This window comes from Mesobacillus sp. LC4, from assembly GCF_053543455.1.
The window spans coordinates 209,221-235,445 of the sequence record NZ_JBGCUB010000004.1; the positions used below are offsets into that span (position 1 = coordinate 209,221).

A 26,225-nucleotide genomic window follows, 5' to 3' on the forward strand; every position below is an offset into this window, starting at 1 on the left:
TGAACAATCTATGTTGCTGTTACAATGTCAGTAATCATCACTTCTATAATTGGAGTTGACACATAATGGTGAAAAACATAATAAAAGATCAATTAAATAGACCGCTCCGCGATTTGCGTATTTCTGTTATAGATCGATGTAACTTCCGCTGTCAGTATTGTATGCCAGCTGAGATATTTGGCCCTGATTTTGTATTTCTTCCTAAAAGCGAGTTATTGTCTTATGAAGAAATTGAACGGGTAGCAAAGTTATTCATAGAGCTTGGGGTGGAAAAAATCAGGCTTACAGGCGGGGAGCCATTGATGCGCAAGGATTTGCCGATTCTTGTCAGGATGCTGAATGACATCGAAGGATTGAAAGATATCGCTTTGACCACCAATGGCGTAATGCTGCCTAAGCATGCGGAGGAGCTGTATGCTGCTGGCCTGAAGCGGGTCAATATCAGCTTGGACAGTCTTAAAGATGAATTGTTTGGCGAAATTAATGGACGGAATGTCGGCGTCGGACCTGTATTAAAAGGGATCGAGGCAGCGAAGAAAGCTGGCTTGGGCGTTAAGATCAATATGGTTGTCAAAAAGGGACTCAATGATACTGAGATTCTACCAATGGCCGACTTCTGCAAAAAATCAGGCTTGGAGCTTCGCTACATTGAATACATGGATGTGGGCAGCACCAACGGCTGGAAGATGGACGATGTCATCACCAAGAAACAGATTCATGACCTTATAAGCCAGCACTATGAATTGGAACCGGTTGATCCTGAGTATTTCGGTGAGGTCGCTAAGAAATACCGCTATAAAGGTACCGATATTAATGTCGGCTTCATTTCATCGGTATCAGAGTCATTCTGCTCAAGCTGCACAAGGTCACGTTTGTCAGCGAACGGCCAGATCTTCACTTGCCTGTTCAATGGAAATGGCCACGATATACGCGACTTCATGCGCGCTGGTGCCACAGATGATGAACTCCGCACCCGCATTACTGACGTTTGGAATCATAGAACAGACCGCTATTCGGATGAACGAACAGCTGAAACAGTTGCGAACAGAAAGAAAATCGAAATGTCCTATATTGGCGGCTAAGACTCCTTCGGGGGTCTTTTTTTTTTTTGAGAAAAGCTCTTATCGTAAACTTGTTTGCTTCCTGCTGCTGTATATTGGGGCATACTATGTTTCCAATCAAATGAATTTAGGGTATACATAAATCTACTATAAATTTGTTGGAGAATGCTGATGCTAAAGAGAAGACTTGAATTTTTATTTGTATTTATTTTAATGGTATGTTTTTATATTGTATTTTTCACCGGCTACAGCCAGGCAATCAAACTAACAGCCTTAACGACTTATGCGATGATTATCATGATCAGCATGTATTCATTGATGCTTGAGAACCGTTCGGCTCAGCACACTCTGATGTGGATGTATGTCATGATGCTGTTTCCTGTGGGTGGTTACTTCTTCTATTTGTTTTCAGGTCAGTTGTATATAAAAGGTTACTTGTATAAGAGTAAGCGTATGCGTGACCGGGAGCAATGGGAGAAACTGATGAGAAAGGAAGAGTCGAGGAACCTTTCTTTTTTAATAGAGAACCAGCAGTGCTTTGCACAATATGCGAAAAACGCAACTTTGACTCCGATTACAACTGCTTCCCGGGCAAAAGTCCTGAAAGATGGCGAAGAGACTTTTGCGGAAATTAAAATGAGGCTTCGTAAAGCTGAAAAATTCATTCATATGGAATATTATATCTTCAGATCAGACAGGCTTGGCAGGGAGATTATCGAAATCTTGATTGAAAAAGCGCGGCAGGGAGTCGAGGTGTTGTTTATCTTTGATGCCGCTGGCAGCATGAAAATTGCTGCAGCAGATTTAAAGGCCATGCAGGATGCAGGTATAAAAGCGACTCCATTTTCCCCGTTGAAGTATGGCTTCTTCAACCAGAAATTCAATTTCCGAAATCATAGGAAAATCGTCGTCATCGATGGAGAAATCGGTTTTGTCGGCGGTTTGAATGTCGGTGTCGAATACCTGGGTGAAGATGAAAAGATCGGATTCTGGCGGGACACACATATGATGCTGACTGGAGAAGCTGTCTATACCCTTCACAATGTGTTCCTGCTGGATTGGGAATATATTAGCGGTGAGGATGTATTGGAAGATCATCGTGCAGTGAAAAAAATCCATGAAGATGGTGAGCTCGATGGTGCGATCCAGGTGGTGCCAAGCGGACCAGATACGCAGCAAGGAATCATGAGTGATTTTTACTATACAATGATGTCTTGTGCGACGAAATCAATTTGGATTGCAACTCCTTACTTCGTTCCTGATGAAGCAATCCGGACGGCACTGAGAGTTGCGGCAGCCAAAGGTATAGAGGTAAGGATCATGGTACCGGAAATCAATGATAGTTATCTGACTCAGTATGCAAGCCGCTCATACTTTTCGGAGCTCCTGCGGAATGGGGCTGAAATCTACTCCTACAAAAAGGGGTTCTTGCACCAGAAGGTCATCATTGTTGACGGGAATATTGCATCGATTGGGACAGCCAATATGGACATGAGGAGTTTCCATCTTAATTTTGAAGTGAATGTCTTCTTGTTTGGCACAAGTTCGATCAGGGACCTTGTGGCTCATTATGAAGAGGATCTTGAAGAGTCGGAGAAAATCAGTCCTGTTCAATATCATAAGCGGGGATATTGGGAGCGAACAAAAGAATCGTTCGCCCGGCTGTTTTCAGGTGCATTGTAAATGAACGGAAATAAGGCCCCATCTTGAGAGATGGGGCCATTTGTTTCAAGTGCTCCTAGTTAAGCAATATACCTTGGGAACAGAATGTTATTTTCTAAATGAACATGCATAAAGGTGTGTGCTTCCAGTGCTTCCAGACGCTTGTAAACTAAACGATATGTTCCGCATGCATCAAGTGGCGGATTGAAGTCAGCAGTGATTTCCCGCAATTCTTTCAGGATTGAGCCAGCATGATCGTGTTCTTTCTCAAGCTCTGTGATCTCTGCGATCATTTCGGAACGCTTTTCCTGGTTGGCGGTATCAAGCTGGAGCAATAGCGGGAATACAGTCGCTTCTTCTTTTGCTGTATGCTCCAGAAGCTCCTTCTTCAACTCATAGAAGAGCTCATAGACTCTCAACAGCTCTTCGTGACGATCACCATGGACTTTCGCTACCTTCGTTACATACGGGCTGAGCAGTTTTAACTCTTCTTCAAGCTCGCGGTGATATTTGTTTTTAATATGTTCGATCAATTCCTCAGAATCAGTTTCAGTCCAGACTTCCATGCTTTCTGCATTGCCATTATGCTTACGGTATAACTCCTCTAGTGCGGCCATGATTGCCGGAACATCAAGGTTTTGTTCAGTTGCCGCTTCAGCAAGAGGACGATTTCCACCACAGCAGAAATCAAGCCTATTTTGCTTGAATAAATCACTTGATTGCGGGAATATATTGACAATATCTTTAACTAAAGAATTTTGATCAAAAGGCATTTTCATATGAGAAACCTCCAGTAAATTATTTAATACTGTTTACATACTCATCATAAAGGAAATGGATTTACTACTTGGTGATGTGTATCACACTTCACAAAAAATCTACATATTTTCAGTAGATTTTATGAGAGAATACTGTGAGGTTTGTTATGTTTTCATTTTTCCATTACTCTTATAATGAAAAGGGTAAATTTAGAAGGTAAGCCTGCTATAGGAGCTGATCATATGTTAGAAAAAAGAAACCCTATTCCGATTGGGGAAGCAGTTAAGAGAGTGATGGAGCATAAGAAAAAAGGCTCCACTGAATATGTTTCAATCAATGAAAGCTTTGGACGCTATCTATCTGAAGACTTGAAAGCTACCAGCGATGTGCCGCATTTTGACAGGGCGCCATACGATGGCTATGCAATCCGGTCTGTCGATACTCAGGAAGCCTCTCAAAATCATGCTGTTGAATTTGAAGTGGTAGACCATATCGGAGCAGGTATGCTGACGGATAAAGAACTTGGCCCGTTCCACGCGGTCAGAATCATGACAGGAGCCCAGATGCCTGTTGGTGCAGATGCTGTCGTCATGCTGGAATTAGCAAGGGAAGTCGAGCGGGACGGTAAAAAATACATGGAAACGAAGCGGAAGCATAATAAAGGGGACAATGTTTCTTATCGTGGAGAGGATGCCAGGGAAGGCGAAGTGCTTGTTAAAAAAGGTACGTTCATCAATCCTGGTATTCAGGCAATGCTAGCTACTTTTGGATATGCTAAAGTCCCAGTTTCGAAGAAGCCAGTAATCGGACTTTATGCCACAGGAACTGAATTGCTTGATGTACATGAGCCGCTTGAACCTGGGAAAATCCGTAACAGCAATTCTTATATGATTTCCGCTCAAATCCTTCGGGCAGGAGCTGAAGTGAAATACTTTGGCCAGCTGCCGGATGATTTTGACACATGCTTCGATGCTGTAAGCAACGCGATTAAGGAAGTCGATTTATTCATTACAACTGGCGGGGTATCCGTAGGAGATTACGACTATCTGCCTGAGATTTATGCAAAACTGGGAGCAGAAGTGTTGTTCAACAAAGTTGCGATGAGACCGGGAAGCGTCACTACGGTTGCGCAGCTTGATGGAAAGTTATTGTTTGGTCTATCAGGAAACCCGTCAGCATGCTATGTTGGCTTTGAATTGTTCGCCCGTCCAATCATAAGGATGATGCTGTTCTCTGATAAGCCTCATTTGAGGAAGGAGAAAGCGGTTCTTGATGCCAATTTCCCTAAGGCGAATCCTTTTACCAGATTTGTTAGAAGTGCCGCTGGCATACAGGATGGCAAGCTGGTAGTGACACCTAGCGGCCTGGATAAATCGAATATCATCATGAGCCTGGCTGGTGCTAACTCCCTCATGATCCTTCCTGGAGGTACACGAGGCTTTGAGGAAGGAACAGAGGTGGAGGTTCTGATGCTCGAAGACCATATGGGCAGTGAATGGCCTTGGTAAAACCATTGCTGTTCCAGTTGGCAGGGTATCAAAACAGCGGCAAGACCACGCTGAGCCTAACATTGATCCAGCAAATGACTGCAGCAGGTCTGAAGGTCGCCACCATCAAGCATCATGGTCATGGTGGCAGGCCGGAGGTTGTTGAATCAAAGGATTCAGGTAAGCATGTAATGGCCGGGGCTGCTGTTTCACTTGTCGAAGGTGGAGGCAGGTTGGTCATCCAGGCCGAAAGCGGATCTTGGTCGCTTCCTGAAGAAATAGATTTGCTATCCTTCTTCAACCCCGATGTCATTTTAATAGAAGGCCATAAGCATGAGTCATATCCCAAGGCCGTAATCCTTAGGGATAAGAATGATATAGAGCTCTTGGGAAAACTGGAAAATATCCAGGTTGTTTTATGCCGGGACCCGGAATTGGTGAATATGTTGAAGGATACAGCTGTCCCTGTTCTCAATATGGAGCATGGAGCAGACTGGATTACAACACACCTTTTAAATAAACTTTAGGTGTTTTCCTTTAATTATTTCAGGTTTTAGCAAGAAAAGTTCTTATTTTAGACATATACGGCGACTTTTGTCACTGTCACTTCATACTTACCCAGTTAGAATGTTAATGGGGTTCAGGTTGTGACATATGTGTGAGGTGAGAGCGATGGAAATGCTGCATATCTTCTTATGGATTGTGTATCCATACTCGGTTGTGGCAATTGTGGCAATGGGTCTAGTCTGGCAGTACGATGCATCAAGAGAAGAAGGAACACGTTCGAAAGCAGGAAGGCTTCTGCTGGGCATCGTCAAAATACTTATGGCTGCCAGCACAGCAACCGGCATTGCCATTGTGCTTTCGAGCAGCATAGCTTACGAACCAGTATTGCTGTTAAGATGGCTCATCAGCCTAGCGCAACTGCAGCCGGACATGAGTCTGGTCATGGATGTCTCCATTCTCTCGAAGGTGCATTTTATTGTTGTATTCCTATTTCTATTGAGTTTGGCATTCACCAAGGAAATTTATTATTTACTAAAACCGCACTTATATTTAAAAAAGATCTTTTTAAAGCTTCAATTTGAAAGAAGAGGCTGAATGTAGAAGGCTGTTTTAGTTTGAGGAACCAATTGTATAGAGCTTGGCAAATTATCCAGGTTTGATATAAAGGCGACAAAAAAAACGCTTAGGGGTACCTAAGCGTTTTTGTCTTATATTAAATCAGCTGTCGCCTGGTATTCAGCGGAAATACTGAACTTATCATCTCTTAAGACATAAGGATGTGTTTCCATTAGAATTTTTATAAGATGGTCAGGCATTTTCGCTCCTTCGTATGCACAAATCAGTGGAAAAGACAGTGAATTTACAGCTTCGTCTACTATTCTTTCAAAATCTTCAATTATATGAAGTGGATCTTTCATAGTAGCCCACTCCACATGCGCCCAGGATCGGAAGGGGATGGCATTTTCTATGTACGGTTGAACCATTTTATTAAAGTATTCGAGGATTGCTGGAGGATGATAACTGCCACTGGAGTAATAAAAGTCGAAGTTGTTTACGTTATGAACAAATTTCATTTGATCTTCCGTTAATCGCGATTTAAGCTTCTTGTGAATGGAGCGGAAAAGAGGTTCATTTTCTATGAAAATAACATAATCTCCCGCTAAAATACCATCTTCTATAAAATCAATAGCCTGTTCAATGTATTTCTCCGTTTCGTTATAGGAATACAGAACATGTACGCTCCGTTGATCTTTAAATAATTGATTCATTTCGTTTTTCAAGTGATCACCCCTTCATTCACGATTCCCTCAAGTGTACTACACTTGAGGGGGTCATGATACCCCTGTTTAAGTAAAATCCCTGAATGGCGCTTCGAGCTTTATTATAAGAGATATGTTTTACTTGAATGGGTTTTTGACATTTCGGTGTCGGTTGGGTTTTTACAGGAGAAAATGTGATGTGTTTCACTTATTCATCCCTTCATCTGCTCTATATTTAAGGTAAGAAACATAAGGGAGTGTTCATCCATGAAGTTATTTATGCCAAAACAGCATGGTGCCTGGGCGATGCTGATCATCCCTTTTTGGCTGGGAGCAGCAGCAAGCGAAATAATATGGCAGCATGTCCCGTTTTTTATCGGATGGCTTTTACTATATTTAGGAACATATCCGCTTCTGTTAATGTTCAAGAAAAAGAAAATTCCATTCTATCGTAAATGGGCGCTTATTTATATAACACCAGCGCTTGCGTTCCTGATGGTTCCATTGTTCACAACGCCAAGCATTGTCAGCTTTGGTCTTGCGATGATCCCGTTTTTCGTGATCAATGCGTACTTCTCTGCAAAAAATAAAGACCGTGCCCTCCTGAATGACTTAAGTGCTATTGTTGTCTTTTCTATTGCCGGACTGGCCAGCAGCTATCTGCCAAACGGGGAAATCAATGAAAATTCACTACTGGTCTTTGCATCCAGCATTCTATTTTTCACCGGAAGTACATTCTACGTAAAAACAATGATTCGCGAAAAGAAGAACAGCCAATTCAAATGGATTTCCTGGACATATCATCTTTTGGTTCCTGTTCTATGGCTTGCAGCCGGTGAGTTCATAGTCGCTGTGGCCGCAGTGCCAAGCTTAATCAGAGCTGTAGTATTTTATGGAAAACCGCTTTCTGTCATGAAGGTAGGGATATACGAAATCGTCAACGCCGTCCTGTTCTTTATCATCATGCTTTTTGCGATTTTGTAAAAAAGATCATAAGAAAAGCCGCCAGTAATTTCTGGCGGCTTTTGCTATTCTATATTACATATTTCAACCGGACAGTTCTCACAATCTATCTCTCTCTTGAGCACATTGAGGGAATGGACGGTTATGAATCCTTTATCAATGGAAATGATGTTACTTTTCCTCAGTTCGCTCAATAATCTGTTCACGACTTCGCGTGATGTACCACAGAAGTTTGCTAGTTCCTGATTCGTCAGCGATACATCGATTTTCAAGCCATCTTCAGTTTTGACTCCGTAGCTGTTCACCATCCGGATTAACGTTGAGTATAAAGCACCTTTCTTCCCATGAAGAACAAGATCCCTGAACCTTGTTTGCGATTTGCGATGCTGCAGGGATAGCCACTTTACGAGTTCCAGTGCGAGCCCGCTATCCTTTTCAATTTCTATCTCTAACTTTTCCTTTGGAATCACTGCCACTGTCCCGCTTTCGGAGGCACGGGCATTCAGTATATGCTGAGATGCCGAGCTGAACAAAGCCAACTCGCCAACTAATTCTCCAGCTGAACACATCCTGATAGTCAACTCGCGGCCATCTGGAACCATTTTGCTGATCTGAAATTTACCGCTTTGGATAATGTATAACTCTTCTGCGATATTGCCTTCTTCAAAAAGGAAGCGCCCTTTGTCAATACTCTTGATTCTGTGAACCTTTTCAAAAAGCTTATTCAAGTTTGGTGACAACGTTGTTGCAGTCAACATATGAATTCCACCTTATTAAGAGGAGTTTTTATACTCCCTTCCGTATCTGATATTAATATAATTATATTGTAAATCATACAAAGCCAGCAATAAAATTGTGAATTGTTCACATAATTGTTAATAAATCTATTGCGTTTTGATTCTTTTGTTCTTATAATAAAAAGAAATTTATTTATAATTATAAATTTTTATGGTTATTTATACATAAAGTTGAAAAGGAGGTTTCAAGTGAAGGCAGCGATCATCGGTACTACAGGGTATGGTGGCGGAGAGTTGATTCGTATCCTTGCAAATCATCCATTTATGAAAATCCATTCAATCCACACGACAAGGGATGAAAAACCTGTTTCAGAAGAATATCCCCATTTAACCGGAATATTTGATAAGGTCCTCACCAAGATTGAAACTGACAAAATCGCCGAGGAAGCAGACATTGTCTTCTTGGCAACTCCTTCAAAAGTTTCCGGAAAGCTTGCACAATCATTTTTCAATAAGGACATTAAAGTTATTGATCTATCAGGTGACCTGAGATTGAAAGACGCAGCAGCCTATGAAGCCTGGTATAAGCATGAATCAGTTCCTGCTTCTATTCTGAATGAAGCAGTATACGGGCTTAGCGAATGGAATAGGGAGCAAATCAGGAATGCCAACCTGCTGGCGAACCCTGGCTGCTATCCGACTGCAGCTCTCCTCGGGCTGGCTCCTGTGCTTTCAGAAAAACTGATTGATTCAAACAGTATCATTATCGACGCAAAATCTGGTGTTTCCGGTGCTGGCAGGTCTCCGTCAATTGGAACATTATATGCAGAGTTGAATGAAAATTTCAAAATTTATAAAGTGAACGAACATCAGCATATCCCTGAAATCGAGCAGCAGCTTAGCCTATGGAATGATGCCGAGGTAACCGTTACCTTCAGCACTCACTTAATGCCGATCACGAGGGGAATTATGACCACAATATATGTCCAGTTAAAAGAAGAATCGGATACTTCTAGATTGCTGGATTTATATGAAGAAACTTATGATGGCCACCCTTTTATAAGAGTTAGGAAGAATGGGGTGTACCCTTCCGTAAAAGAGGTCAAGGGATCGAACTACTGTGATATTGGGTTGCATGCAGACAGCAGGACTGGGAGGCTGACGATTGTCTCAGTGATTGATAATCTCATGAAAGGTGCTGCAGGGCAGGCGGTCCAAAATGCCAATATCATGTTTGGATTTGAGGAAAGTGCAGGACTGGAAATGATACCACTGTATCCATAAAGGAGGATAATATGTACCAGGCAATGACCGATAAGAAGAAAATTAAAATCATCCATAATGGAGGCATTTTAACGCCAGTAGGGTTCCAGTGCGGTGGAGTACATGCAGGGCTGCGCTATGCCAAGCACGATTTGGGTATGATTGTAAGCGAGAAGCCGGCGAGTTGTGCCGCTGTCTACACGACGAGTCATTTCCAAGCGGCTCCATTGGTGGTTACACAGGAAAGCATAGCAAAGGAACAGGTACTCCAAGCAATCATTGTCAACAGTGCATGTGCGAATGCTTGTACCGGAGAACAAGGGTATCAGGATGCATTGAAAATGCGTTCTCTGGCAGCAGAAAAATTCGGGATTCCTGAACATCATGTCGCTGTAGCATCAACTGGTGTCATCGGTGAATTCATGCAAATGGATAAAATTCAGAGTGGTATCGGGAAGCTGTCAGTTGGAAAAGCAACTGAGGATGCAAGGGATTTCCAAACAGCGATCCTGACAACGGATACGGTAATGAAAAGCTGCTGTTACTCTGCTGAAATTGATGGGGTAACAATTAGTATAGGGGGAGCAGCGAAAGGATCAGGGATGATTCACCCTAATATGGCTACAATGCTTGGCTTCTTGACAACAGATGCAAAAATCTCAAGTGAACATCTTACTGCCGCGCTAAAAGAGGTAACGAACACAACCTTCAATCAAATCACAGTTGATGGAGATACATCTACGAACGATATGGTGCTTGTGATGGCAAATGGTACTGCGGGGAATCAACCGTTGGATCCAACCCATCAAGACTGGGCAGTTTTTGTAGAACTGTTAAAAGAAAGTTGTGCTAGTCTTGCGAAACAGATTGCAAAGGATGGTGAAGGGGCAACTAAGCTGATAGAAATCTCGGTATCTGGTGCAATGTCTGATGAAGAAGCGCGCATGATAGGAAAACAGATTGCAGGCTCCAACCTCGTCAAGACAGCAGTTTACGGCGCAGATGCGAACTGGGGACGGATTATTGGGGCAATTGGCCAGAGTGGAGCATCCGTAAATCCCAAAAATGTTGATATTTCCCTTGGAGAAATTACTATGCTTAAAAATAGTACACCGATTGCATTTGATGAAGATCATGCGAGGGAATATCTGATGAATGAAAAGGTCGAAATATTCGTCGACCTCCATCTGGGAGAAGGGAAAGGAATGGCCTGGGGCTGCGATCTTTCCTATGATTATGTGAAAATAAATGCAAGCTATCGGACGTAAAGGAGCGGATTCATTGGAAACGGTGGTCATTAAATGTGGTGGAAGTGTTCTTAAGGACCTTAATGACAATTTCTTTAATAGTCTTAAAGAATTGATCGAGGACGGACTTTACCCTGTCATCGTTCACGGTGGAGGGCCAGCGATCAATTCGATGCTTGAGTTACTTGAAATCGAGACAAAATTCAAAGAGGGTCTACGTGTGACATGTGAAAAGACCATTGAAATCGTTGAAATGGTACTGTCTGGACAGACGAACCGGCAGCTTTGCAGCATGCTGTCGATGCATGATTTCCATGCTCTCGGCATCAATGGAAGTGATGGCCGATGCCTTCAAGCAGAGTTTATTGATAAGCAGGGTTTAGGATTCGTCGGAACCATTACCCATGTGAATACAAACTTGATTATGATGTCGATTAATAATGGCTATATCCCCGTGATTACTCCAATCGGAATCACTCAGGATGGCAGCAAGCTTAATATAAATGGTGATTATGCAGCAGCCTCGATTGCGAAAGCATTAAAGGCTGAACGCTGTGCATTTGTAACCAATGTGGACGGCATTCTGATAAAGGGAGAGCTGGTCGGCGAAATGTCGGAAAGTCAAATTAAAAGCTATATATCAGATGGGAGCATCTATGGAGGAATGGTTCCGAAGGTTATGTCTGCATTGTCAGCTACAAAGGCGGGAGTCGACACTGTCATGATTATTTCTGGCAAAAAGCAATTCTATAAAAATAACTGCTGGCAGGGAACAGCGATTGCCACAAAAGAAGAGGTGTATGAATGAGCCATTTATTCCCGACCTATCAACGATGGGAAATAGAGCCTGACAAAGCAGAAGGGACGATTATCTATGGAAAGGACGGTCAACGATACCTTGATTTTACTTCTGGTATTGGTGTCTGCAATTTGGGTCATCGCCCTGAGGCAGTTGAACTTGCTGTCAAGAAACAGCTGGAATTGTTCTGGCATGTATCCAATCTGTTTCCGCAAAGCATCCAGGAAGCAGCAGCGAAAAAGCTCGCAGAAGAAACTGGCCTAGATTGTGTATTTTTTGCCAATAGCGGTGCTGAAGCAAACGAAGCAGCTATTAAACTGGCAAGGAAAGCTACGGGCAGGGGGAAAATCATTACTTTCATGCAATCCTTTCACGGCAGGACCTTTGCAGGGATGGCTGCGACCGGCCAGGAAAAAATCAAGCAAGGGTTCGGAAGAATGCTTGAAACATTTATCCATCTGCCATTCAATGATCTGGAGTCACTAAAAGCTGAAATTGATAAGGATACAGCTGCGGTGATGCTTGAAATTATCCAGGGTGAAGGCGGCATCCATGTCGTTACCAACGAATTTATAAAAGAAGCAGCAAGTTTATGTGCTGAAAACGGAGTCCTGCTTATAATCGATGAAATCCAAACCGGGGTCGGCCGGACAGGGAAGCCATTTGCCTTTCAGCATTTTGGGATTGAACCCGATATCATCACCGTTGCCAAAGGTCTTGGTAATGGGTTTCCGATAGGAGCGGCAATTGGCAAAGCTGAATTAGCAGAGTTTTTTGGCCCAGGAAGCCACGGATCGACATTTGGCGGAAATCCAATAAGCACTGCAGCAGCATTGGCCGTTATGGAAGCAGTATTTACCAATGAATTCCTAGAAGAGGCATCAAGCAAGGGTAAACTACTATTTGACCTGCTCCACAAGAGCGTGGGTTGGATGGAAATAGTGAAAGAAATTCGTGGAATCGGATTGATGGCCGGAATTGAACTGACTGTTGAAGCCCAGCCAGTTCTTGCGGAATTGAGGAAATCTGGATTGATTGCACTGTCTGCAGGAGAAAAGGTAGTCCGTCTGCTTCCGCCGCTGAATGTAACAAGGGAAGAGGTAGAAGAGGCTGTGTCATTGATGAAATCAACACTAAGTAACTATAAGGTAACAGTATAAATTTTTTTAGCAGTAAATGTATAAAAATAAAATTAATTAAATAAATATACGTTTGGAGATGTGTCTGATGAAAGGATATCTGCATCTGGCTGACGGCAAGACATTTCAAGGGCACTTGCATGGGTCGTTAACTGAAGAGGGAATTACTGGTGAAATCGTATTTTTTACAGGGATGACCGGTTATCAAGAAGTTCTCACTGATCCTTCCTATAAAAATCAAATCATTGTATTCACCTACCCTCTGATCGGCAATTATGGCATCAATGAGCATGACTTTGAAAGCAAAAAGCCCCATGTTGCAGCAGTAATTGTCTTTGAAGCTGCAAAAACAGCTTATCACTATGAAGCGCAGCATAGCTTCACTGAGTATTTGGAGAAATGGGATATTCCCATGCTGGAGCATATAGATACGCGGGAGCTCGTAAAATCCATCCGCCAGAACGGGACGATGCCTGCCAAATTATCAAGTGAACGCGTTTGTGAATCCACCTGTGACAGTATGAATGGTCTTAAAGTGCAGGAGGTATCATCGAAGGCACCAGAAACGATTGGTTCTGGTGACACCCACATCGTATTAATTGATTATGGCTTTAAGAAATCCATCGCTGACCATCTGGTAAAACAAAATTGCCTCGTGACAATTGTTCCGTACAATTATACCTTTGAGCAAATTGCAGCCTTGAAGCCTGATGGTGTGCTTTTATCAAATGGACCAGGCGATCCGAAGGAATTGTTCGGGCAGTTGCAAGAGATCAGGATAGTAATCGAGCACTTTCCTGTATTGGGGATTTGTCTAGGGCATCAGCTGGCAGCGCTCGCACTTGGAGGCGATACTAAAAAAATGCTCTTTGGCCATCGAGGAGCAAACCAGCCTGTTTACGATATGAAAAGCAACCGGGTATTCATGTCCTCTCAAAACCACAGCTATGCAGTCGATCCAAATAGCATCGGGAGCACAGGATTGAAGATCCGTTTCTTCAATAAAAATGATCAGTCAATCGAAGGCCTCTACCATGAGCAATGGCCGCTGATGACAGTCCAGTTCCATCCGGAAGCAAGTCCGGGGCCTGAAGACAGTGTATTCATATTTGGAGAATTCATCAATACAGTCAAATACAGAAAGCGGAGAGAAGTCAGTTATGCCTAAAGATAATCATATAAAGTCAATACTGGTAATCGGTTCAGGCCCGATCATCATCGGTCAGGCTGCTGAATTTGATTATGCAGGTACACAGGCCTGCATCGCCTTGAAAGAGGAAGGCTATCGGGTAATCCTTGTAAACAATAATCCAGCAACTGTCATGACGGATCATGTATTTGCAGATGCAGTCTACTTTGAACCAATGACTGTGGAAGGCGTGGAAAAAGTGATTCACGCAGAAAAACCGGATGGGATTTTGGGGACTCTCGGCGGTCAAGCAGGCTTGAATCTGGTGTTTAAGCTAAGTGAAGAAGGAATTCTTGAAAAGTACAGTGTGAAAGTGCTTGGCACCTCGGTTGCAAGCATCAAGCAAGGTGAGGATAGGGAAGCCTTCCGCAGTCTGATGCATCAGTTGAATGAACCAGTGCCAGAAAGTGAAATCGTGCAATATGTCGCAGAGGCGGTTGCGTTTGCTGAAAAGATCGGTTTTCCACTGATTATAAGACCTGCTTACACGCTTGGAGGAACAGGCGGCGGCATTGCCGGAACAATGGAAGAATTGGTCTCTCTTGTAACTGGGGGGCTGAGTGAGAGCCCGATTCATCAATGTTTGGTCGAAAGAAGCATTGCCGGCTATAAAGAAATTGAATATGAAATGATGCGTGATACAGCGGGCACTTGTATCTCAATTTGTAATATGGAAAATATCGACCCGGTCGGCATCCATACAGGGGACTCAATCGTAGTGGCTCCCTCACAGACGCTTACTGACAGGGAATACCAGATGCTCAGGACATCCGCTGTAAAAATCATTTCAGCACTTGGAATTGTTGGAGGCTGCAACATCCAGTTTGCACTCGACCCTAAAAGCAAAAATTACTATCTAATTGAAGTGAACCCGCGGGTCAGCCGGTCATCAGCGCTTGCTTCCAAAGCGACTGGATACCCGATCGCGCGTATGGCGGCAAAACTGGCAGTCGGATACAATCTTGCCGAAATTATCAACCCTGTTACAGGCAATACCTTTGCCAGCTATGAGCCATCGCTCGACTATGTAGTGGTGAAAATACCGAAATGGCCGTTTGAGCAATTCCCGCAAATCGACAGGACTTTAGGAACGCAAATGAAGGCAACCGGAGAAGCGATGGCAATTGATCGAAGCTTTGAACGCGCGTTTATCAAAGCTGTCCGTTCTCTGAACATAAAAACGCTTGATTTAAAGCTGCCGACAATTGAAGGCCTTACCGTCGATGAGCTATACGATTTAACAGGAAAGCAGACAGATCAGCGGGTTTTTGCATTGCTCGAACTGCTGCGTCGGGGTGAGCCAATCCAGCTTATCCATGAAAAAACAAAAATAGATTTGTTTTTCCTAAACAGATTTAAATCATTAACAGAAGTAGAGAATCAAATTTCAAAGCTTGGAATCGAAAGAATATCAGCTTCTGAGTTAAGATCCCTGAAAGAAAAAGGCTTCAGTGATGCCTATTTGGCAAAGGAATGGAAGGGTAGTGAAAAGCAGGTAAGAGAGCTTCGTAAAAAGCACGGCATTGCACCTGTTTATAAGATGGTTGATACATGTGCGGCAGAATTTGAGTCAGCCTCGAATTATTTTTACTCAAGCTATATTGGTAAGAATGAAGCAAAAGTCGAAAACAGTAAACGAAAGGTACTCGTCATTGGCAGTGGTCCAATTAGTATTGGTCAGGGAATCGAGTTCGATTATTGTTCGGTTCATGGTGTTTTTGCCCTTAAAGAAGAGGGTGTTGAAACGATCATGATCAACAATAATCCCGAGACAGTCAGCACAGATTTTACGATATCAGATCGATTGTATTTCGAACCTTTAACAGAAGAAGACATCCTGAATGTGATTGAAATGGAGGGGATAGAGGAAGTCATTGTCCAGCTGGGAGGGCAGACTGCCTTGAATCTTGCCAAAGGTTTAGAAGAAGCTGGAATCAAGCTGCTGGGAACGAGTTCGGCAACCATTGATTTATTTGAAGACCGGGATCAATTTTATCAGTTGCTCGACAAGTTGAATATTCCCCGCGTACAGGGTGAAACAGCTGGGGATGAGAGTGAACTGTTGGCTGCTGTTGAGAGGTTGGGATACCCGGTATTAATCAGGCCTTCCTATGTGATTGGAGGCTTGAATATGGTGATAATCCGAAACACTGAGGAACTTAAAACTGCTCTGGCAACAGCTAATATTTCATATCCCATCCTGGTGGATCAATACCTTGAAGCAGCAGAGGCGGAGCTTGATCTTGCATCAGATGGAGAGCATATCCTGATTCCCGCCATCATTGAGCACATCGAAAAAACAGGAGTCCATTCAGGGGACAGCTTTTGCATCATCCCGGCGCGTAGTTTCGCAAACGAAACAAAGCGAAAGATGGCTGAGTATGCAAAGCGGCTTGTGATTGAATTGAAATATAAGGGATTAATGAACATCCAGTTCATTGTGAAGGGACATGAAGTGTTTTTACTTGAAGTTAATCCACGCGCAAGCAGAACAATGCCGATCGTCAGCAAGGTAGCAGGCGTTGAACTAGTCAAGAAAGCGACAAAAATATTGCTTGGGAAATATAATTTGTCGAAAGATGAAGTTTTGCTAGACTCCGATGCTCCATACACAGTCGTAAAACATCCGGTTTTTTCGAATTTTGCATTGAAAGGACTGGATGCCAAGACCGGTCCGCAAATGATTTCGACTGGGGAAGGAATCAGCATTGCTTCGACACTTGAAGAGGCATTGACCAAGAGCTTCCATTCTATCAGCGGGAAAGCAGTCAATGGAGCAATCGCATTTGCAGATGAAAAAGAGCTATTGGAAGCAGGGGAGCAGGCTGGAGACTTTCATTTCCTTCACATCGATGAAGTAAAGGATCCTCAAATGGTGGCAGCCTTGTATTGTCCAGGTGAATCAGAAAGAGACCTCTATTGGAGAGAATGGGCTGTCAAGAACCGAAAAATTGTATTGACCCAAAAGGAGACTTTATTTGTACTCTTAAAAAGTGCAACAGCACAGAGCTGGGGTGTCAGCTCCCTGGACAAATGGCTGGCAGAAACTAGAGAGGAAGTGGTGGCAGAATGACAGCATTACAGCAGCTTCAAATTGACATAAAAGGTAAGGATCTGTTAACACTGGCTGATTTGGAACCAAAGGAACTCCTTACTTTATTAGATAAGGCAATGACTTTAAAAGAAAAAACATTAAATAAACAATTTGACCAGCCACTAAAAGGCAAAATACTCGGAATGATTTTTGATAAATCCTCAACGCGAACGAGAGTATCATTTGAGGTAGGAATGATTCAACTCGGTGGAAGTGCCCTTTACTTAAATGGCAGCGACCTTCAGCTCGGCCGAGGTGAGACTGTTTCGGATACAGCCCAGGTCCTTTCACAATATCTGGACGGAATCATGATCAGAACATTCTCGCACAAGTCAGTTGAAGAACTTGCCGCCAATGCTGATATTCCAGTCATCAACGGATTGACGGATTTGTACCATCCATGCCAGGCACTTGCAGACCTTTTGACAGTCTATGAAAAAAAGGGGAAGCTGGAAGGCCTCAAGCTTGCTTACATCGGTGATGGAAACAATGTGGCTCATTCCCTGATGATTGCCTGCACAAAAGTCGGAATGGATGTAAGTATTGCTTCTCCAAAGGGATACTTCCCGAATGAGGAGGTAACAGCTCAGTGTAAAGAATTTGCTAGGCAGAGTGGTGCTAATTTGGTCATTACAGATTCACCAGAAGAAGCCGTTGATGCCGCAGATATCATCTATACGGATGTGTGGACCAGTATGGGGCAGGAAAATGAAAATGAGCAGAGACTCAAAGACTTTTCACAGTTCCAGGTCAATGGAAAATTACTTGAATTAGCTAATGAAGACTATTTGTTCATGCACTGTCTCCCCGCACACCGCGGTGAAGAAGTAACGGCAGAAGTGATCGACGGTGCGCACTCCGTCGTATTCGAACAAGCAGGAAACCGCCTCCATGCCCAGAAGGCATTACTTGTGGAAATCTTAAAGGATTAAAATCAAAGTGAAAAAAAAGAAAAACCGGCTAACAAATCAGTTAGCCGGTTTTGTATTAAGAAAAGATGAGGACAAGTGGTCCTACAATGAAGCAGTATATCGCAAAGTATTTCAGATTTCCACGCGCCATGATATTCATGAACCATTTTAAAGAGAAGTAAGAGGCAATCAGTGAAGCGATGAATGCAAAGACATATGGTACTGCCAGCTCATCAAGGTATGGATCTGTTAAAATGTCTGAAAACCCAAGGATCATTCCCCCAACGCTGACTGGAATATATAAAAGGAAGGAGTACCGCAATGCAGTTTCCTGTTTCATACCAAGTGCCATCGCCGCGACGATCGTAGCTCCAGAACGGCTAATTCCAGGGATAAGAGCTACAGCTTGGGCTAAACCGACAATAATGGCATCCTTGAAGCTTAAGTCTCCATCATTTTTCCGGCCCCTCAGGTTACGAATCAACCACAATGCCAAACCTGTAACTAACAGCGTAAAACCAACAGTCTTAATCGATGCTAAGTTATCCTCAATAAAATCCCCAAACAGGACCCCGATTACACCAGCAGGAATCGTTCCAACAATTAAATAGACGATGAACATAAAATCAGATTTCGCTTCTGGATCTTTGTTCTTAAGATATGCAAGTCCATTGACAATTAAACGCATGATATCTTTACGGTAAATCAATAGAACAGCGAATAAAGAAGCAGTATTTACTAAAAGTGCAAAGCTCATGCCTCTAATTTCAAGCCCGAAAAAGTGCTCTGCGATTTCAAGGTGCCCACTTGATGAAACAGGGATCGGTTCTGTTATTCCCTGGAACAGACCAAGAAATATGTATTTTAACAAGTCATAAAAATTTTCCATGTCGTTTTGAATCCTCCGCATATTTTTAAACTCATACACACTAATGTACCGCATAACCCTTTTTTTTGGAAGGATAAATTAGCATAAATACTTTATTGCAATAAGCAAATAATAAAAAGGCCGGAATACTTGAATGAAGGAGGAAGGCAAATGGGTCAAAGTCATCAGTTTCGTGCCGGACAAAAGGCACCGAATAATGGTATTTACATTGAAATTGGCGAAACAGGCAGCAATGTCAATAACCCACAGAAAATCAAGCTTAAAGCTGGGGACCGTTTTCCGGAAAACTCCAACCATAACCGCCACTGGACTTACATGCCTAAGTTCAAATAATCTGTAGAACAAACAGCAGGACAAGAGCTAATTGAGGGTGAAATTCATTTTGTTTTTTCTAAAGCCATCCAATGCGGATGGCTTTACTAATTGGGAATTTTTATTATAATATAATTAAAGGTCAAAAAAGGTCAAAGGAGTGGTTGGGCGTGGATTTGAATAAAATGACTGAAAGCTTGCAGAATGCCTTTGTATCAGCCCAGACCCTGGCTGTTCAACATAATCACCAGGAAGTAGATGATGTACATTTGATGCTTTCCCTGCTTGAGCAGGACAGCAATCTGGCGGCAACGCTGCTTACTGGTATCGGACTTAACCTGGATCATTATAAAGAAGAATTGGACCATGTCCTGTCAAAGAAGCCGCAAGTTTCTGGAAGCGGGACAGAACAGGGAAAATTATATATTACGGTAACTCTGCAGAAGGTTTTGGCACAGGCAGAAAAGGAAATGAAACAATTTGAGGATGACTATTTGTCCGTCGAACATCTTTTGTTGTCTTTATTTGAAATACCGAGTTCAAAAGCTGGCGCAGCTTTAAAGAAATTTAATGTTACCAGAGAAAAACTGTTAGCGAAAATCAGTGAGGTTAGGGGGAACCAGAGAGTGACTTCACAAAACCCAGAAGCAACTTATGAAGTGTTAAAGAAATACGGACGTGACCTTGTGGAGGAAGTCCGGGCAGGAAAGGTTGACCCAGTGATTGGCAGGGACAGTGAAATTCGCAATGTCATCCGCATCCTCTCAAGGAAGACAAAAAACAATCCTGTATTGATTGGGGAGCCTGGTGTCGGTAAGACAGCGATTGTAGAAGGACTGGCACAAAGGATTGTCCGCAGGGATGTTCCGGAAGGCTTGAAGGATAAGACAGTTTTTGCACTGGATATGAGTGCGCTTATAGCTGGTGCTAAGTTCCGTGGCGAATTTGAGGAAAGACTGAAAGCAGTATTAAATGAAGTGAAAAAGAGTGAAGGGAAAATCCTCTTGTTCATCGATGAGCTCCATACCATTGTCGGCGCAGGTAAAACTGAAGGGGCAATGGATGCCGGCAATATGCTCAAACCGATGCTTGCCCGTGGAGAACTGCATTGCATCGGGGCGACAACGCTTGATGAGCATCGCAAGTATATCGAAAAGGATCCGGCGCTGGAACGAAGATTCCAGCAGGTACTTGTGCAGGAGCCTGATGTCGAGGATACAGTATCTATTTTACGAGGATTGAAGGAAAGGTTTGAAATCCACCATGGAGTAAACATCCATGACCGTGCGCTTGTTGCTGCAGCCACATTATCTGACAGGTATATCACGGATCGATTTTTGCCGGACAAGGCGATTGACCTTGTGGATGAAGCATGTGCGATGATTCGTACGGAAATTGATTCAATGCCTACAGAGCTCGATGAAGTAACCAGAAGGGTGATGCAGCTGGAAATTGAAGAAGCTGCGTTGACAAAGGAAAAAGATGATGCCAGCCGGGAACGATTAGAGGTTCTTCGTAAGGAACTAGCCAACTTGATGGAAAAAGCGAATGCAATGAAATCCAGATGGCAGAAGGAAAAAGAAGGCATCCAAAAGGTTCAGGAACAGCGGGAGCTGCTGGAGAAACTTCGTCGGGAGCTGGAAAAAGCAGAGAATGATTATGATTTGAATAAAGCAGCAGAACTTAGGCATGGCCGAATTCCGGCACTTGAAAAAAATCTGAAGGCACTGGAATTGGAAGTCAGCGAGAATGAAGGAGAAAGACTGCTTCGGGAAGAGGTCACCGAAGAAGAAATTGCCGGAATCGTTTCACGGTGGACAGGTATTCCTGTGATGAAGCTGGTAGAAGGCGAACGTGAAAAGCTTCTTAAGCTTGAGAGTATCCTCCATGAACGTGTTGTCGGACAAGATGAAGCGGTATCGCTAGTGTCCGATGCGGTCCTCAGGGCAAGAGCCGGCATCAAGGATCCGAACAGACCAATCGGTTCGTTTATCTTCCTCGGGCCGACTGGTGTGGGTAAAACCGAACTGGCCAAAACGCTTGCTCAGTCATTGTTCGATAGTGAAGAGCATATCATCCGAATCGATATGTCTGAGTATATGGAGAAACATGCCGTTTCAAGACTCATTGGAGCACCTCCGGGATATGTAGGGTATGAAGAAGGTGGCCAGCTGACAGAGGCGGTTAGAAGGAACCCGTATTCTGTCATACTCCTCGATGAAGTGGAAAAAGCACATCCGGAAGTTTTCAATATCCTTCTGCAAATGCTGGATGATGGACGGGTGACTGATTCTCAGGGCAGAGTGGTCGACTTTAAGAATACCGTGATCATCATGACATCCAATATTGGTTCACATCATTTGCTTGACCGGCCGGATGGCGGTGAAGAAATCTCTTCTGAAACGAGGGATCTAGTGATGGCCCAATTGCGCAGCCATTTCCGCCCGGAATTCCTGAATCGGGTAGATGAAATCATTTTATTCAAGCCTTTAGCGTTGAAGGAAATCAAAATGATTGTCGGAAAGTTAGTGAAGATTTTGCAAGGAAGGCTCGCTGACCAGCAGATCCAGCTGACAATCACGGATGAAGCAAAGGAATTTTTAGCTGAACATGGATTTGATCCGGTTTACGGTGCAAGACCGCTGAAGCGATTTATCCAGAGAAGTGTCGAAACCAAGCTTGCCAGAGAAATCATTGCAGGCAGGATCAAAGAGAAGAGCCAGGTGGAAATTGGCGTCAACGAGGGAGATATCTCATTAAGTGTTATATAATGAATATCTATTTTAATTGATGTTGATTTCATAGTGTTTGGAATATAAACGGAATAACTTCGCTTAAGTTTGCAACGATCTTTATTTTCTTAAAAATAAGGGTCGTTTTTCCGTTTATTTCATCCAAATCGTTGGATTTTGTCTTATTTTAAGCAGTTAACCGGAATATCTCCGCTTATTTCTGCTCAATTAGCGACTCTATATACAATAGCCGGAAATTTTCCGCTTATGAATTCATCCCTACACGAAAATCAAAATGAAAAAAGTCATCCGGCTGGATGACTTTTTTATGTACATTAATGTTGGTGGTTTTCTTCACCATTTGGAAGTACAGCAGGAAACACAAGGAGAATGATTGTTGACACAACTGCCAGGATCGCACTTTGAGCTAAGTCCAGTCCAACGCCGATCATCGCGCCGGCTACGTAATTTAGCATGAGAACCAGGAGGAATGTCCAGAGCAATGTCCAGAAATATTTCACAATTTTCACCTCTTACATTATTAAATCTTTTCTCATCTTACCACAAGCCATCTAAATTATAAATGAATTTCACATAAATTGAAAAGCGTTTTCACAGAACACTTTCTTTTTCTAAAACCTGGTAATATTATATTTGAAGATATGTTGCAGATTGTAGTAAAGAGGAGGGATTAATCCAGAAATTTGGGCAAATCCCCTTTCATTTCCTGTTAAATAACATACAGTAATATGAATAATCTTTAGGGAAAGGGGATGGTAAGATGGAGAGCCGGAACTTTAAACTGGATACCGAATGGAATGTTATCCATTATCCTGAAAGGCCAAATGGTTTCGGTATCCTGACGATTGGTGACGAAAGGCACTTTGTGAACGACAGCAGCAGCTTCTGGAAACAGAATGAAGGTAAACGTTCATTACTGAACATATGGAAAAAAGAAGGGTATACGGTCTTCTATTCAAATTTATATGGAAGGCATTGGGGAAGTGAGAAGGCTGTCGATTTAACGATGAGACTGTGCAGCCATATCGTCCGAAATGAAATTTTGAATCCCTCTTTCCATGTCGTTGCAGAAGGAATGGGCGCACTTGTAGCCTTGAAACTTTTAGCACATAGTGATTTTAAAATCAGAAGCCTGATCTTAATCAACCCAATCCTCTCTTTAAGTAAGCATCTGGAGCAGGAAAAGGAGAATAAGTTTTTTTATAAAAAGCTTGTCGCTGAACTTGAAGCGGCTTATGAAACAGATATTAGCAAACTACTTGAGAGCCTGGACGAAATCTCTTCCAGTCCTGCCTTCAAGAAGGAAACATCGGTCAAAATCATCCATGTATTATCAGGAAACAGAGCCTACAAGCAGTCAAGCATCCTTAATGAACTTTCTGCTGAATGGGAGAAAGATGGCCTTCCGGTAACCGTAAGCTATGTACTTCCAGAAAAAAAGCTCCAAGTAGGAAGCCAAATCGTACATTTTTTTACAAAATATGAGCAAGTCCTATAACTCCCTGCAAATATTTTCACTTTTAGATTCATAGGATACAAGAGAGTATTTTCAGGGAGGCATATAAAATGGAAAGGGCAACGATTCTCGGAATATATGATTTTATAGGTTATAGCTTGTGCCGGTATTTGCTTGATGAAGGTGTTGAGATAAATGGAGTCGATACCGAAGGAAATAGAAAGGATTCTTTTACTGAGGAAAAACGCTTGGAAATCGGCAGGAATGCCAATTTCCTTGAAATCAGTCTGGAAGAATGGGATGCAGAGCAAGCAGAAGGCATTTTGTTTGTGACTTTGTTTGAATCCTTGCAGAGGCGACAAAATACGGATGGTATTTACGAAGTACTCCTTAGTGAATTAGAAAATCGGAATTTGAAAAAGCTGCCGACAGTCGTCATATTGCCGGCATATTTTGCTCAGGAAAAAGCAGAATTGAGAGAGGCAAGAGTGAACTCTTTGATTTACAGCCGTGATTCCAATCTTCTCGCACTCTATTTGCCGACCATTTATGGTCCTTGGCAGCCGGAAGAATGCTTTTTTCAGCAAGTAATGTCTCGGTCCTTATATGAAAATAAGGAGATTCCTGATATCGGGCCAAGGGAATGGACGCATGATTGCCTGTATATAGATGATGCTGTAAAAATGATAAAGGAACTGGCTGAGTCAGGACTTCAAGGACAATATATACTATCTAGCGGAGAACAGGATCGATGGTTTAAGTGTGCAGAAGAGCTGCTGGGCAGTGGTGCTGGATTCCTTAGAAATAAGGCTGCAGCACCTGCAATCAAAAATTCCATCAAGGTCAGCACAGTAGGACAAAATGAGCAGATCAGCAAGGGGTTAAGCAGGCAAAAGGAGCAATTTAACCGGATACAGGACAGCAAGGGATAGGGAATTTCAATAAATGACTTTTCAAAGTAATACTCCAAAGAGTAAAATGGTAAAAGATTCTTTTAATCGGTTCCATTTTAATGTAGCGGGCACTGAAAATGAAAGAGTTTTGCACAGTGGCGCATAAAGGAGATGCATCGGATGCTGAAACGTTTCGGGCTAATATTGTTAAGCCTTCTTTTGCTTGGGGGATGCGGACAACCTCTTTCCACGGACAAGGTGGAGAAAGTAGGCCTCTTGGTGCCTGAAACTATTAATGATCAGGTGTGGGGGACGAAAGGGTATCGGGGACTTCTGCAAATCCAATCCAGTCTGGGAGTGGATGTCTTTTTCAAAGAAGGGATGAATTCTCAGGAAGCCGTTGAGGCTGCAGTGGGGGAGTTCGACCGGCAGGGAGTTAACCTTATATATGGGCATGGAAATGAATACGCTGCCTTTTTCAATAAGATTTCAAGTAAATATCCTGACATTCATTTCATTAGTTTTAACGGAGATGCCAGGGCGAAAAACACAACAAGCCTAAATTTCAAGGCATATGCTATGGGCTTTTTTGGCGGAATGGTCGCCAGCCATATGTCTGAAACGGGTAAGGTCGGAATCATTGCAGCGTATGAATGGCAGCCAGAAGTGGAAGGCTTCTATGATGGTGCGATCTTTGAAAATAAGGATATGAAAGTAGACATTCGCCTTGTTGGCCACTGGGATGACCAAGAAAAGGCACTCGATGTCCTGGACGATGTATTGGATAATGGAGCTGATGTCATTTACCCTGCTGGAGATGGGTATAATGTACCTGTCATTGAAAAGGTGAAGGACCGAGGCTTATACGTGATCGGCTATATTTCCGACCAATCGGATTTCGGGGAGTCCACGGTATTAACGAGTACTGTCCAGCATGTTGATGACTTGTATGAACTGACAGCCGAGAAGTTCAACAATGGGGAGCTTAAGTCTGGAAACCTGTCATTCGACTTCCAGGACGGTGTAATCTCCCTTGGCAAATTCAGTCCTAAAGTCGACTCTAAATTCAGGGAGAGAATAGGAACTTATATTAATTCTTATAAAGAAACCGGTAAATTGCCTAACCAGTAAATAACGTTCAAAGGAGACAATAGACATGCAAACTAATGACAAAACAATGGAGTTCATGCAAATTGCCATGAAATACCTTCCGGAAGCACAGCAAAAACTTCAGGAGGCAGGCATTGAGTTGACAATGGATAACCTGCAGCCGTTTTTCACGCTTTTCACGAATGTAATGAACGAAGCATATGAGCTTGGAAAAGCGGATGCTGCAAAAGAATAGCATACACAGTAAAAGCTGAGGCCTGCCCTCAGCTTTTATTTTTTTCAATGAAGTGGTCAAACAAAGGTCTCACTTTTCCCATGAGGGGTTTGAGCTCGCGGGCTGAAGTGATCAACGTATCTACATGATGCATCACTTCATCTAAATCAATTTTCCCCAAATACTTATTAATCAGAAAGTCATTGTTGACATTTTCCTCAACTTCTTCTATTTCTCTTGACCGGCCGAACATGAAATGGTCGAAATGATCATATCCCTGTTCCCGTTGATCGGAACTCTCATCATGATCCCTCCTGAGCTTAAAACCAAAGAGGTCTCGGGTTCTTTCATCCTCCATCTTCATTCCCACCTTTCTCTATTTCTCTATTTTTTGACACTTTTAATTGTGAAAATTTTTTATGAGTGATTTGAGCAACTGGTTAGAACTGGCTAATTTTAGATCGCTTCAGGTCATCAAAAGCTGACCAGGAAGCATTGTTCTTCCCTATCAGTTTATGATT

At 42.9% G+C, this 26,225-nt stretch carries 25 protein-coding genes; 19 read left to right on the forward strand and 6 right to left on the reverse strand.

The genetic code is table 11. The annotated features are described in order from the left end of the window. Nucleotides 1-65 precede the first annotated feature (65 nt). Both moaA and cls read left to right on the forward strand, forming a co-directional pair. On the forward strand, nt 66-1,082 hold the full coding sequence (moaA, locus tag AB5I83_RS14365) for a GTP 3',8-cyclase MoaA (protein WP_448976134.1): 1,017 nt from the start codon (nt 66-68) through the stop codon (nt 1,080-1,082). A 150-nt stretch (nt 1,083-1,232) separates the two neighbouring features. Further along, nucleotides 1,233-2,744: a cardiolipin synthase gene (gene cls / locus AB5I83_RS14370; protein ID WP_448976135.1), complete on the forward strand. Its 1,512-nt coding sequence runs from the start codon at nt 1,233-1,235 to the stop codon at nt 2,742-2,744. Nucleotides 2,745-2,803: 59 nt separating this feature from the next. Here cls and ric read toward each other — a convergent pair whose 3' ends face one another. After that, nucleotides 2,804-3,502 carry an iron-sulfur cluster repair di-iron protein gene (gene ric / locus AB5I83_RS14375; protein WP_448976136.1) on the reverse strand — a complete coding sequence of 233 codons (699 nt, stop codon included), beginning with the start codon at nt 3,500-3,502 and terminating at the stop codon, nt 2,804-2,806. 222 nt (nt 3,503-3,724) lie between these two features. On the opposite strand from ric, the gene AB5I83_RS14380 reads away from it, so the two are divergent. The 3 genes from AB5I83_RS14380 (at nt 3,725) to AB5I83_RS14390 (ending at nt 6,070) form a co-directional block, all read left to right on the forward strand. Next, on the forward strand, nt 3,725-4,990 hold the full coding sequence (locus AB5I83_RS14380; RefSeq protein WP_448976137.1) for a molybdopterin molybdotransferase MoeA: 1,266 nt from the start codon (nt 3,725-3,727) through the stop codon (nt 4,988-4,990). After that, nucleotides 4,978-5,496, forward strand: a complete 519-nt coding sequence (mobB, locus tag AB5I83_RS14385; protein WP_448976138.1) for a molybdopterin-guanine dinucleotide biosynthesis protein B — start codon at nt 4,978-4,980, stop codon at nt 5,494-5,496. Before AB5I83_RS14380 ends, mobB begins: the two co-directional genes overlap by 13 nt. Before the next feature lie 127 nt (nt 5,497-5,623). Then, complete coding sequence (locus tag AB5I83_RS14390; RefSeq protein ID WP_167832169.1) at nt 5,624-6,070, forward strand: respiratory nitrate reductase subunit gamma; 447 nt, start codon at nt 5,624-5,626, stop codon at nt 6,068-6,070. Nucleotides 6,071-6,183: 113 nt separating this feature from the next. On the opposite strand, the gene AB5I83_RS14395 is transcribed toward AB5I83_RS14390, so the two are convergent. After that, nucleotides 6,184-6,756, reverse strand: coding sequence for an MEDS domain-containing protein (locus tag AB5I83_RS14395; protein ID WP_448976139.1), 573 nt, complete (start codon nt 6,754-6,756; stop codon nt 6,184-6,186). Nucleotides 6,757-7,002: 246 nt separating this feature from the next. Between AB5I83_RS14395 and AB5I83_RS14400 the strand changes: the two genes are divergently transcribed. Then, nucleotides 7,003-7,719, forward strand: a complete 717-nt coding sequence (locus tag AB5I83_RS14400) for a YwiC-like family protein (protein ID WP_448976140.1) — start codon at nt 7,003-7,005, stop codon at nt 7,717-7,719. A gap of 44 nt (nt 7,720-7,763) precedes the next feature. Here the strand turns inward: AB5I83_RS14400 and AB5I83_RS14405 are convergent, their stop codons facing one another. Continuing rightward, a complete protein-coding gene (locus AB5I83_RS14405; RefSeq protein ID WP_448976141.1) occupies nt 7,764-8,456 on the reverse strand; it encodes a Crp/Fnr family transcriptional regulator in 693 nt (230 codons plus the stop codon). A 228-nt stretch (nt 8,457-8,684) separates the two neighbouring features. Here AB5I83_RS14405 and argC point away from each other — a divergent pair, with 228 nt between their 5' ends. From argC to argF, 7 genes are all read left to right on the forward strand, one after another. Then, nucleotides 8,685-9,719 carry an N-acetyl-gamma-glutamyl-phosphate reductase gene (gene argC, locus AB5I83_RS14410; protein WP_448976142.1) on the forward strand — a complete coding sequence of 345 codons (1,035 nt, stop codon included), beginning with the start codon at nt 8,685-8,687 and terminating at the stop codon, nt 9,717-9,719. A gap of 11 nt (nt 9,720-9,730) precedes the next feature. Then, nucleotides 9,731-10,966 carry a bifunctional ornithine acetyltransferase/N-acetylglutamate synthase gene (gene argJ / locus AB5I83_RS14415; RefSeq protein WP_448976143.1) on the forward strand — a complete coding sequence of 412 codons (1,236 nt, stop codon included), beginning with the start codon at nt 9,731-9,733 and terminating at the stop codon, nt 10,964-10,966. Further along, nucleotides 10,947-11,753 carry an acetylglutamate kinase gene (gene argB / locus AB5I83_RS14420; protein ID WP_448976144.1) on the forward strand — a complete coding sequence of 269 codons (807 nt, stop codon included), beginning with the start codon at nt 10,947-10,949 and terminating at the stop codon, nt 11,751-11,753. Before argJ ends, argB begins: the two co-directional genes overlap by 20 nt. Then, nucleotides 11,750-12,904, forward strand: coding sequence for an acetylornithine transaminase (locus AB5I83_RS14425; protein ID WP_448976145.1), 1,155 nt, complete (start codon nt 11,750-11,752; stop codon nt 12,902-12,904). The genes argB and AB5I83_RS14425 overlap by 4 nt, the downstream gene beginning before the upstream one ends. 67 nt (nt 12,905-12,971) lie before the next feature. Next, complete coding sequence (locus tag AB5I83_RS14430) at nt 12,972-14,051, forward strand: carbamoyl phosphate synthase small subunit (protein WP_226644623.1); 1,080 nt, start codon at nt 12,972-12,974, stop codon at nt 14,049-14,051. Then, on the forward strand, nt 14,044-17,145 hold the full coding sequence (locus AB5I83_RS14435) for a carbamoyl phosphate synthase large subunit (protein ID WP_448976146.1): 3,102 nt from the start codon (nt 14,044-14,046) through the stop codon (nt 17,143-17,145). The genes AB5I83_RS14430 and AB5I83_RS14435 overlap by 8 nt, the downstream gene beginning before the upstream one ends. Next, nucleotides 17,142-18,098, forward strand: a complete 957-nt coding sequence (argF, locus tag AB5I83_RS14440; protein WP_448976147.1) for an ornithine carbamoyltransferase — start codon at nt 17,142-17,144, stop codon at nt 18,096-18,098. Before AB5I83_RS14435 ends, argF begins: the two co-directional genes overlap by 4 nt. Nucleotides 18,099-18,153: 55 nt before the next feature. Here the strand turns inward: argF and AB5I83_RS14445 are convergent, their stop codons facing one another. Further along, nucleotides 18,154-18,966 carry an undecaprenyl-diphosphate phosphatase gene (locus tag AB5I83_RS14445; protein ID WP_448976148.1) on the reverse strand — a complete coding sequence of 271 codons (813 nt, stop codon included), beginning with the start codon at nt 18,964-18,966 and terminating at the stop codon, nt 18,154-18,156. A gap of 150 nt (nt 18,967-19,116) precedes the next feature. On the opposite strand from AB5I83_RS14445, the gene AB5I83_RS14450 reads away from it, so the two are divergent. Further along, nucleotides 19,117-19,299 carry a YjzC family protein gene (locus tag AB5I83_RS14450; RefSeq protein WP_079508079.1) on the forward strand — a complete coding sequence of 61 codons (183 nt, stop codon included), beginning with the start codon at nt 19,117-19,119 and terminating at the stop codon, nt 19,297-19,299. Nucleotides 19,300-19,448: 149 nt separating this feature from the next. After that, nucleotides 19,449-22,049 carry an ATP-dependent chaperone ClpB gene (clpB, locus tag AB5I83_RS14455; protein ID WP_448976149.1) on the forward strand — a complete coding sequence of 867 codons (2,601 nt, stop codon included), beginning with the start codon at nt 19,449-19,451 and terminating at the stop codon, nt 22,047-22,049. Nucleotides 22,050-22,345: 296 nt separating this feature from the next. Here clpB and AB5I83_RS14460 read toward each other — a convergent pair whose 3' ends face one another. Continuing rightward, the gene (locus AB5I83_RS14460; protein WP_167832178.1) at nt 22,346-22,531 is read right to left on the reverse strand and encodes a YjzD family protein; all 186 of its coding nucleotides are present in this window, start codon (nt 22,529-22,531) and stop codon (nt 22,346-22,348) included. 260 nt (nt 22,532-22,791) lie between these two features. Here AB5I83_RS14460 and AB5I83_RS14465 point away from each other — a divergent pair, with 260 nt between their 5' ends. The 4 genes from AB5I83_RS14465 to AB5I83_RS14480 all read left to right on the forward strand — a co-directional run bounded on the left by AB5I83_RS14465 (nt 22,792) and on the right by AB5I83_RS14480 (nt 25,725). Beyond that, the gene (locus tag AB5I83_RS14465) at nt 22,792-23,529 is read left to right on the forward strand and encodes a hydrolase (RefSeq protein ID WP_448976150.1); all 738 of its coding nucleotides are present in this window, start codon (nt 22,792-22,794) and stop codon (nt 23,527-23,529) included. 68 nt (nt 23,530-23,597) lie between these two features. After that, nucleotides 23,598-24,419, forward strand: coding sequence for a hypothetical protein (locus AB5I83_RS14470; protein ID WP_448976151.1), 822 nt, complete (start codon nt 23,598-23,600; stop codon nt 24,417-24,419). A 141-nt stretch (nt 24,420-24,560) separates the two neighbouring features. Next, nucleotides 24,561-25,511 (forward strand): BMP family ABC transporter substrate-binding protein, encoded by a 951-nt coding sequence (locus AB5I83_RS14475; RefSeq protein WP_448976152.1) that lies wholly within the window; start codon nt 24,561-24,563, stop codon nt 25,509-25,511. Between the two features lie 25 nt (nt 25,512-25,536). Continuing rightward, nucleotides 25,537-25,725, forward strand: coding sequence for a ComZ family protein (locus AB5I83_RS14480; protein ID WP_167832182.1), 189 nt, complete (start codon nt 25,537-25,539; stop codon nt 25,723-25,725). Between the two features lie 28 nt (nt 25,726-25,753). Here AB5I83_RS14480 and AB5I83_RS14485 read toward each other — a convergent pair whose 3' ends face one another. Beyond that, nucleotides 25,754-26,062 (reverse strand): hypothetical protein, encoded by a 309-nt coding sequence (locus AB5I83_RS14485; RefSeq protein WP_448976153.1) that lies wholly within the window; start codon nt 26,060-26,062, stop codon nt 25,754-25,756. Nucleotides 26,063-26,225 lie beyond the last annotated feature (163 nt).

What these genes read in the sequence shown, in the direction of transcription:
- moaA (WP_448976134.1), top strand. Translation starts at nt 66, where the DNA reads ATGGTGAAAAACATAATAAAAGATCAATTAAATAGACCGCTCCGCGAT.
- cls (WP_448976135.1), top strand. Translation starts at nt 1,233, where the DNA reads ATGCTAAAGAGAAGACTTGAATTTTTATTTGTATTTATTTTAATGGTA.
- ric (WP_448976136.1), bottom strand. Translation starts at nt 3,502, where the DNA reads ATGAAAATGCCTTTTGATCAAAATTCTTTAGTTAAAGATATTGTCAAT.
- AB5I83_RS14380 (WP_448976137.1), top strand. Translation starts at nt 3,725, where the DNA reads ATGTTAGAAAAAAGAAACCCTATTCCGATTGGGGAAGCAGTTAAGAGA.
- mobB (WP_448976138.1), top strand. Translation starts at nt 4,978, where the DNA reads ATGGCCTTGGTAAAACCATTGCTGTTCCAGTTGGCAGGGTATCAAAAC.
- AB5I83_RS14390 (WP_167832169.1), top strand. Translation starts at nt 5,624, where the DNA reads ATGTGTGAGGTGAGAGCGATGGAAATGCTGCATATCTTCTTATGGATT.
- AB5I83_RS14400 (WP_448976140.1), top strand. Translation starts at nt 7,003, where the DNA reads ATGAAGTTATTTATGCCAAAACAGCATGGTGCCTGGGCGATGCTGATC.
- AB5I83_RS14405 (WP_448976141.1), bottom strand. Translation starts at nt 8,456, where the DNA reads ATGTTGACTGCAACAACGTTGTCACCAAACTTGAATAAGCTTTTTGAA.
- argJ (WP_448976143.1), top strand. Translation starts at nt 9,731, where the DNA reads ATGTACCAGGCAATGACCGATAAGAAGAAAATTAAAATCATCCATAAT.
- argB (WP_448976144.1), top strand. Translation starts at nt 10,947, where the DNA reads ATGCAAGCTATCGGACGTAAAGGAGCGGATTCATTGGAAACGGTGGTC.
- AB5I83_RS14425 (WP_448976145.1), top strand. Translation starts at nt 11,750, where the DNA reads ATGAGCCATTTATTCCCGACCTATCAACGATGGGAAATAGAGCCTGAC.
- AB5I83_RS14430 (WP_226644623.1), top strand. Translation starts at nt 12,972, where the DNA reads ATGAAAGGATATCTGCATCTGGCTGACGGCAAGACATTTCAAGGGCAC.
- AB5I83_RS14435 (WP_448976146.1), top strand. Translation starts at nt 14,044, where the DNA reads ATGCCTAAAGATAATCATATAAAGTCAATACTGGTAATCGGTTCAGGC.
- argF (WP_448976147.1), top strand. Translation starts at nt 17,142, where the DNA reads ATGACAGCATTACAGCAGCTTCAAATTGACATAAAAGGTAAGGATCTG.
- AB5I83_RS14445 (WP_448976148.1), bottom strand. Translation starts at nt 18,966, where the DNA reads ATGGAAAATTTTTATGACTTGTTAAAATACATATTTCTTGGTCTGTTC.
- AB5I83_RS14450 (WP_079508079.1), top strand. Translation starts at nt 19,117, where the DNA reads ATGGGTCAAAGTCATCAGTTTCGTGCCGGACAAAAGGCACCGAATAAT.
- AB5I83_RS14465 (WP_448976150.1), top strand. Translation starts at nt 22,792, where the DNA reads ATGGAGAGCCGGAACTTTAAACTGGATACCGAATGGAATGTTATCCAT.
- AB5I83_RS14470 (WP_448976151.1), top strand. Translation starts at nt 23,598, where the DNA reads ATGGAAAGGGCAACGATTCTCGGAATATATGATTTTATAGGTTATAGC.
- AB5I83_RS14475 (WP_448976152.1), top strand. Translation starts at nt 24,561, where the DNA reads ATGCTGAAACGTTTCGGGCTAATATTGTTAAGCCTTCTTTTGCTTGGG.
- AB5I83_RS14480 (WP_167832182.1), top strand. Translation starts at nt 25,537, where the DNA reads ATGCAAACTAATGACAAAACAATGGAGTTCATGCAAATTGCCATGAAA.
- AB5I83_RS14485 (WP_448976153.1), bottom strand. Translation starts at nt 26,062, where the DNA reads ATGGAGGATGAAAGAACCCGAGACCTCTTTGGTTTTAAGCTCAGGAGG.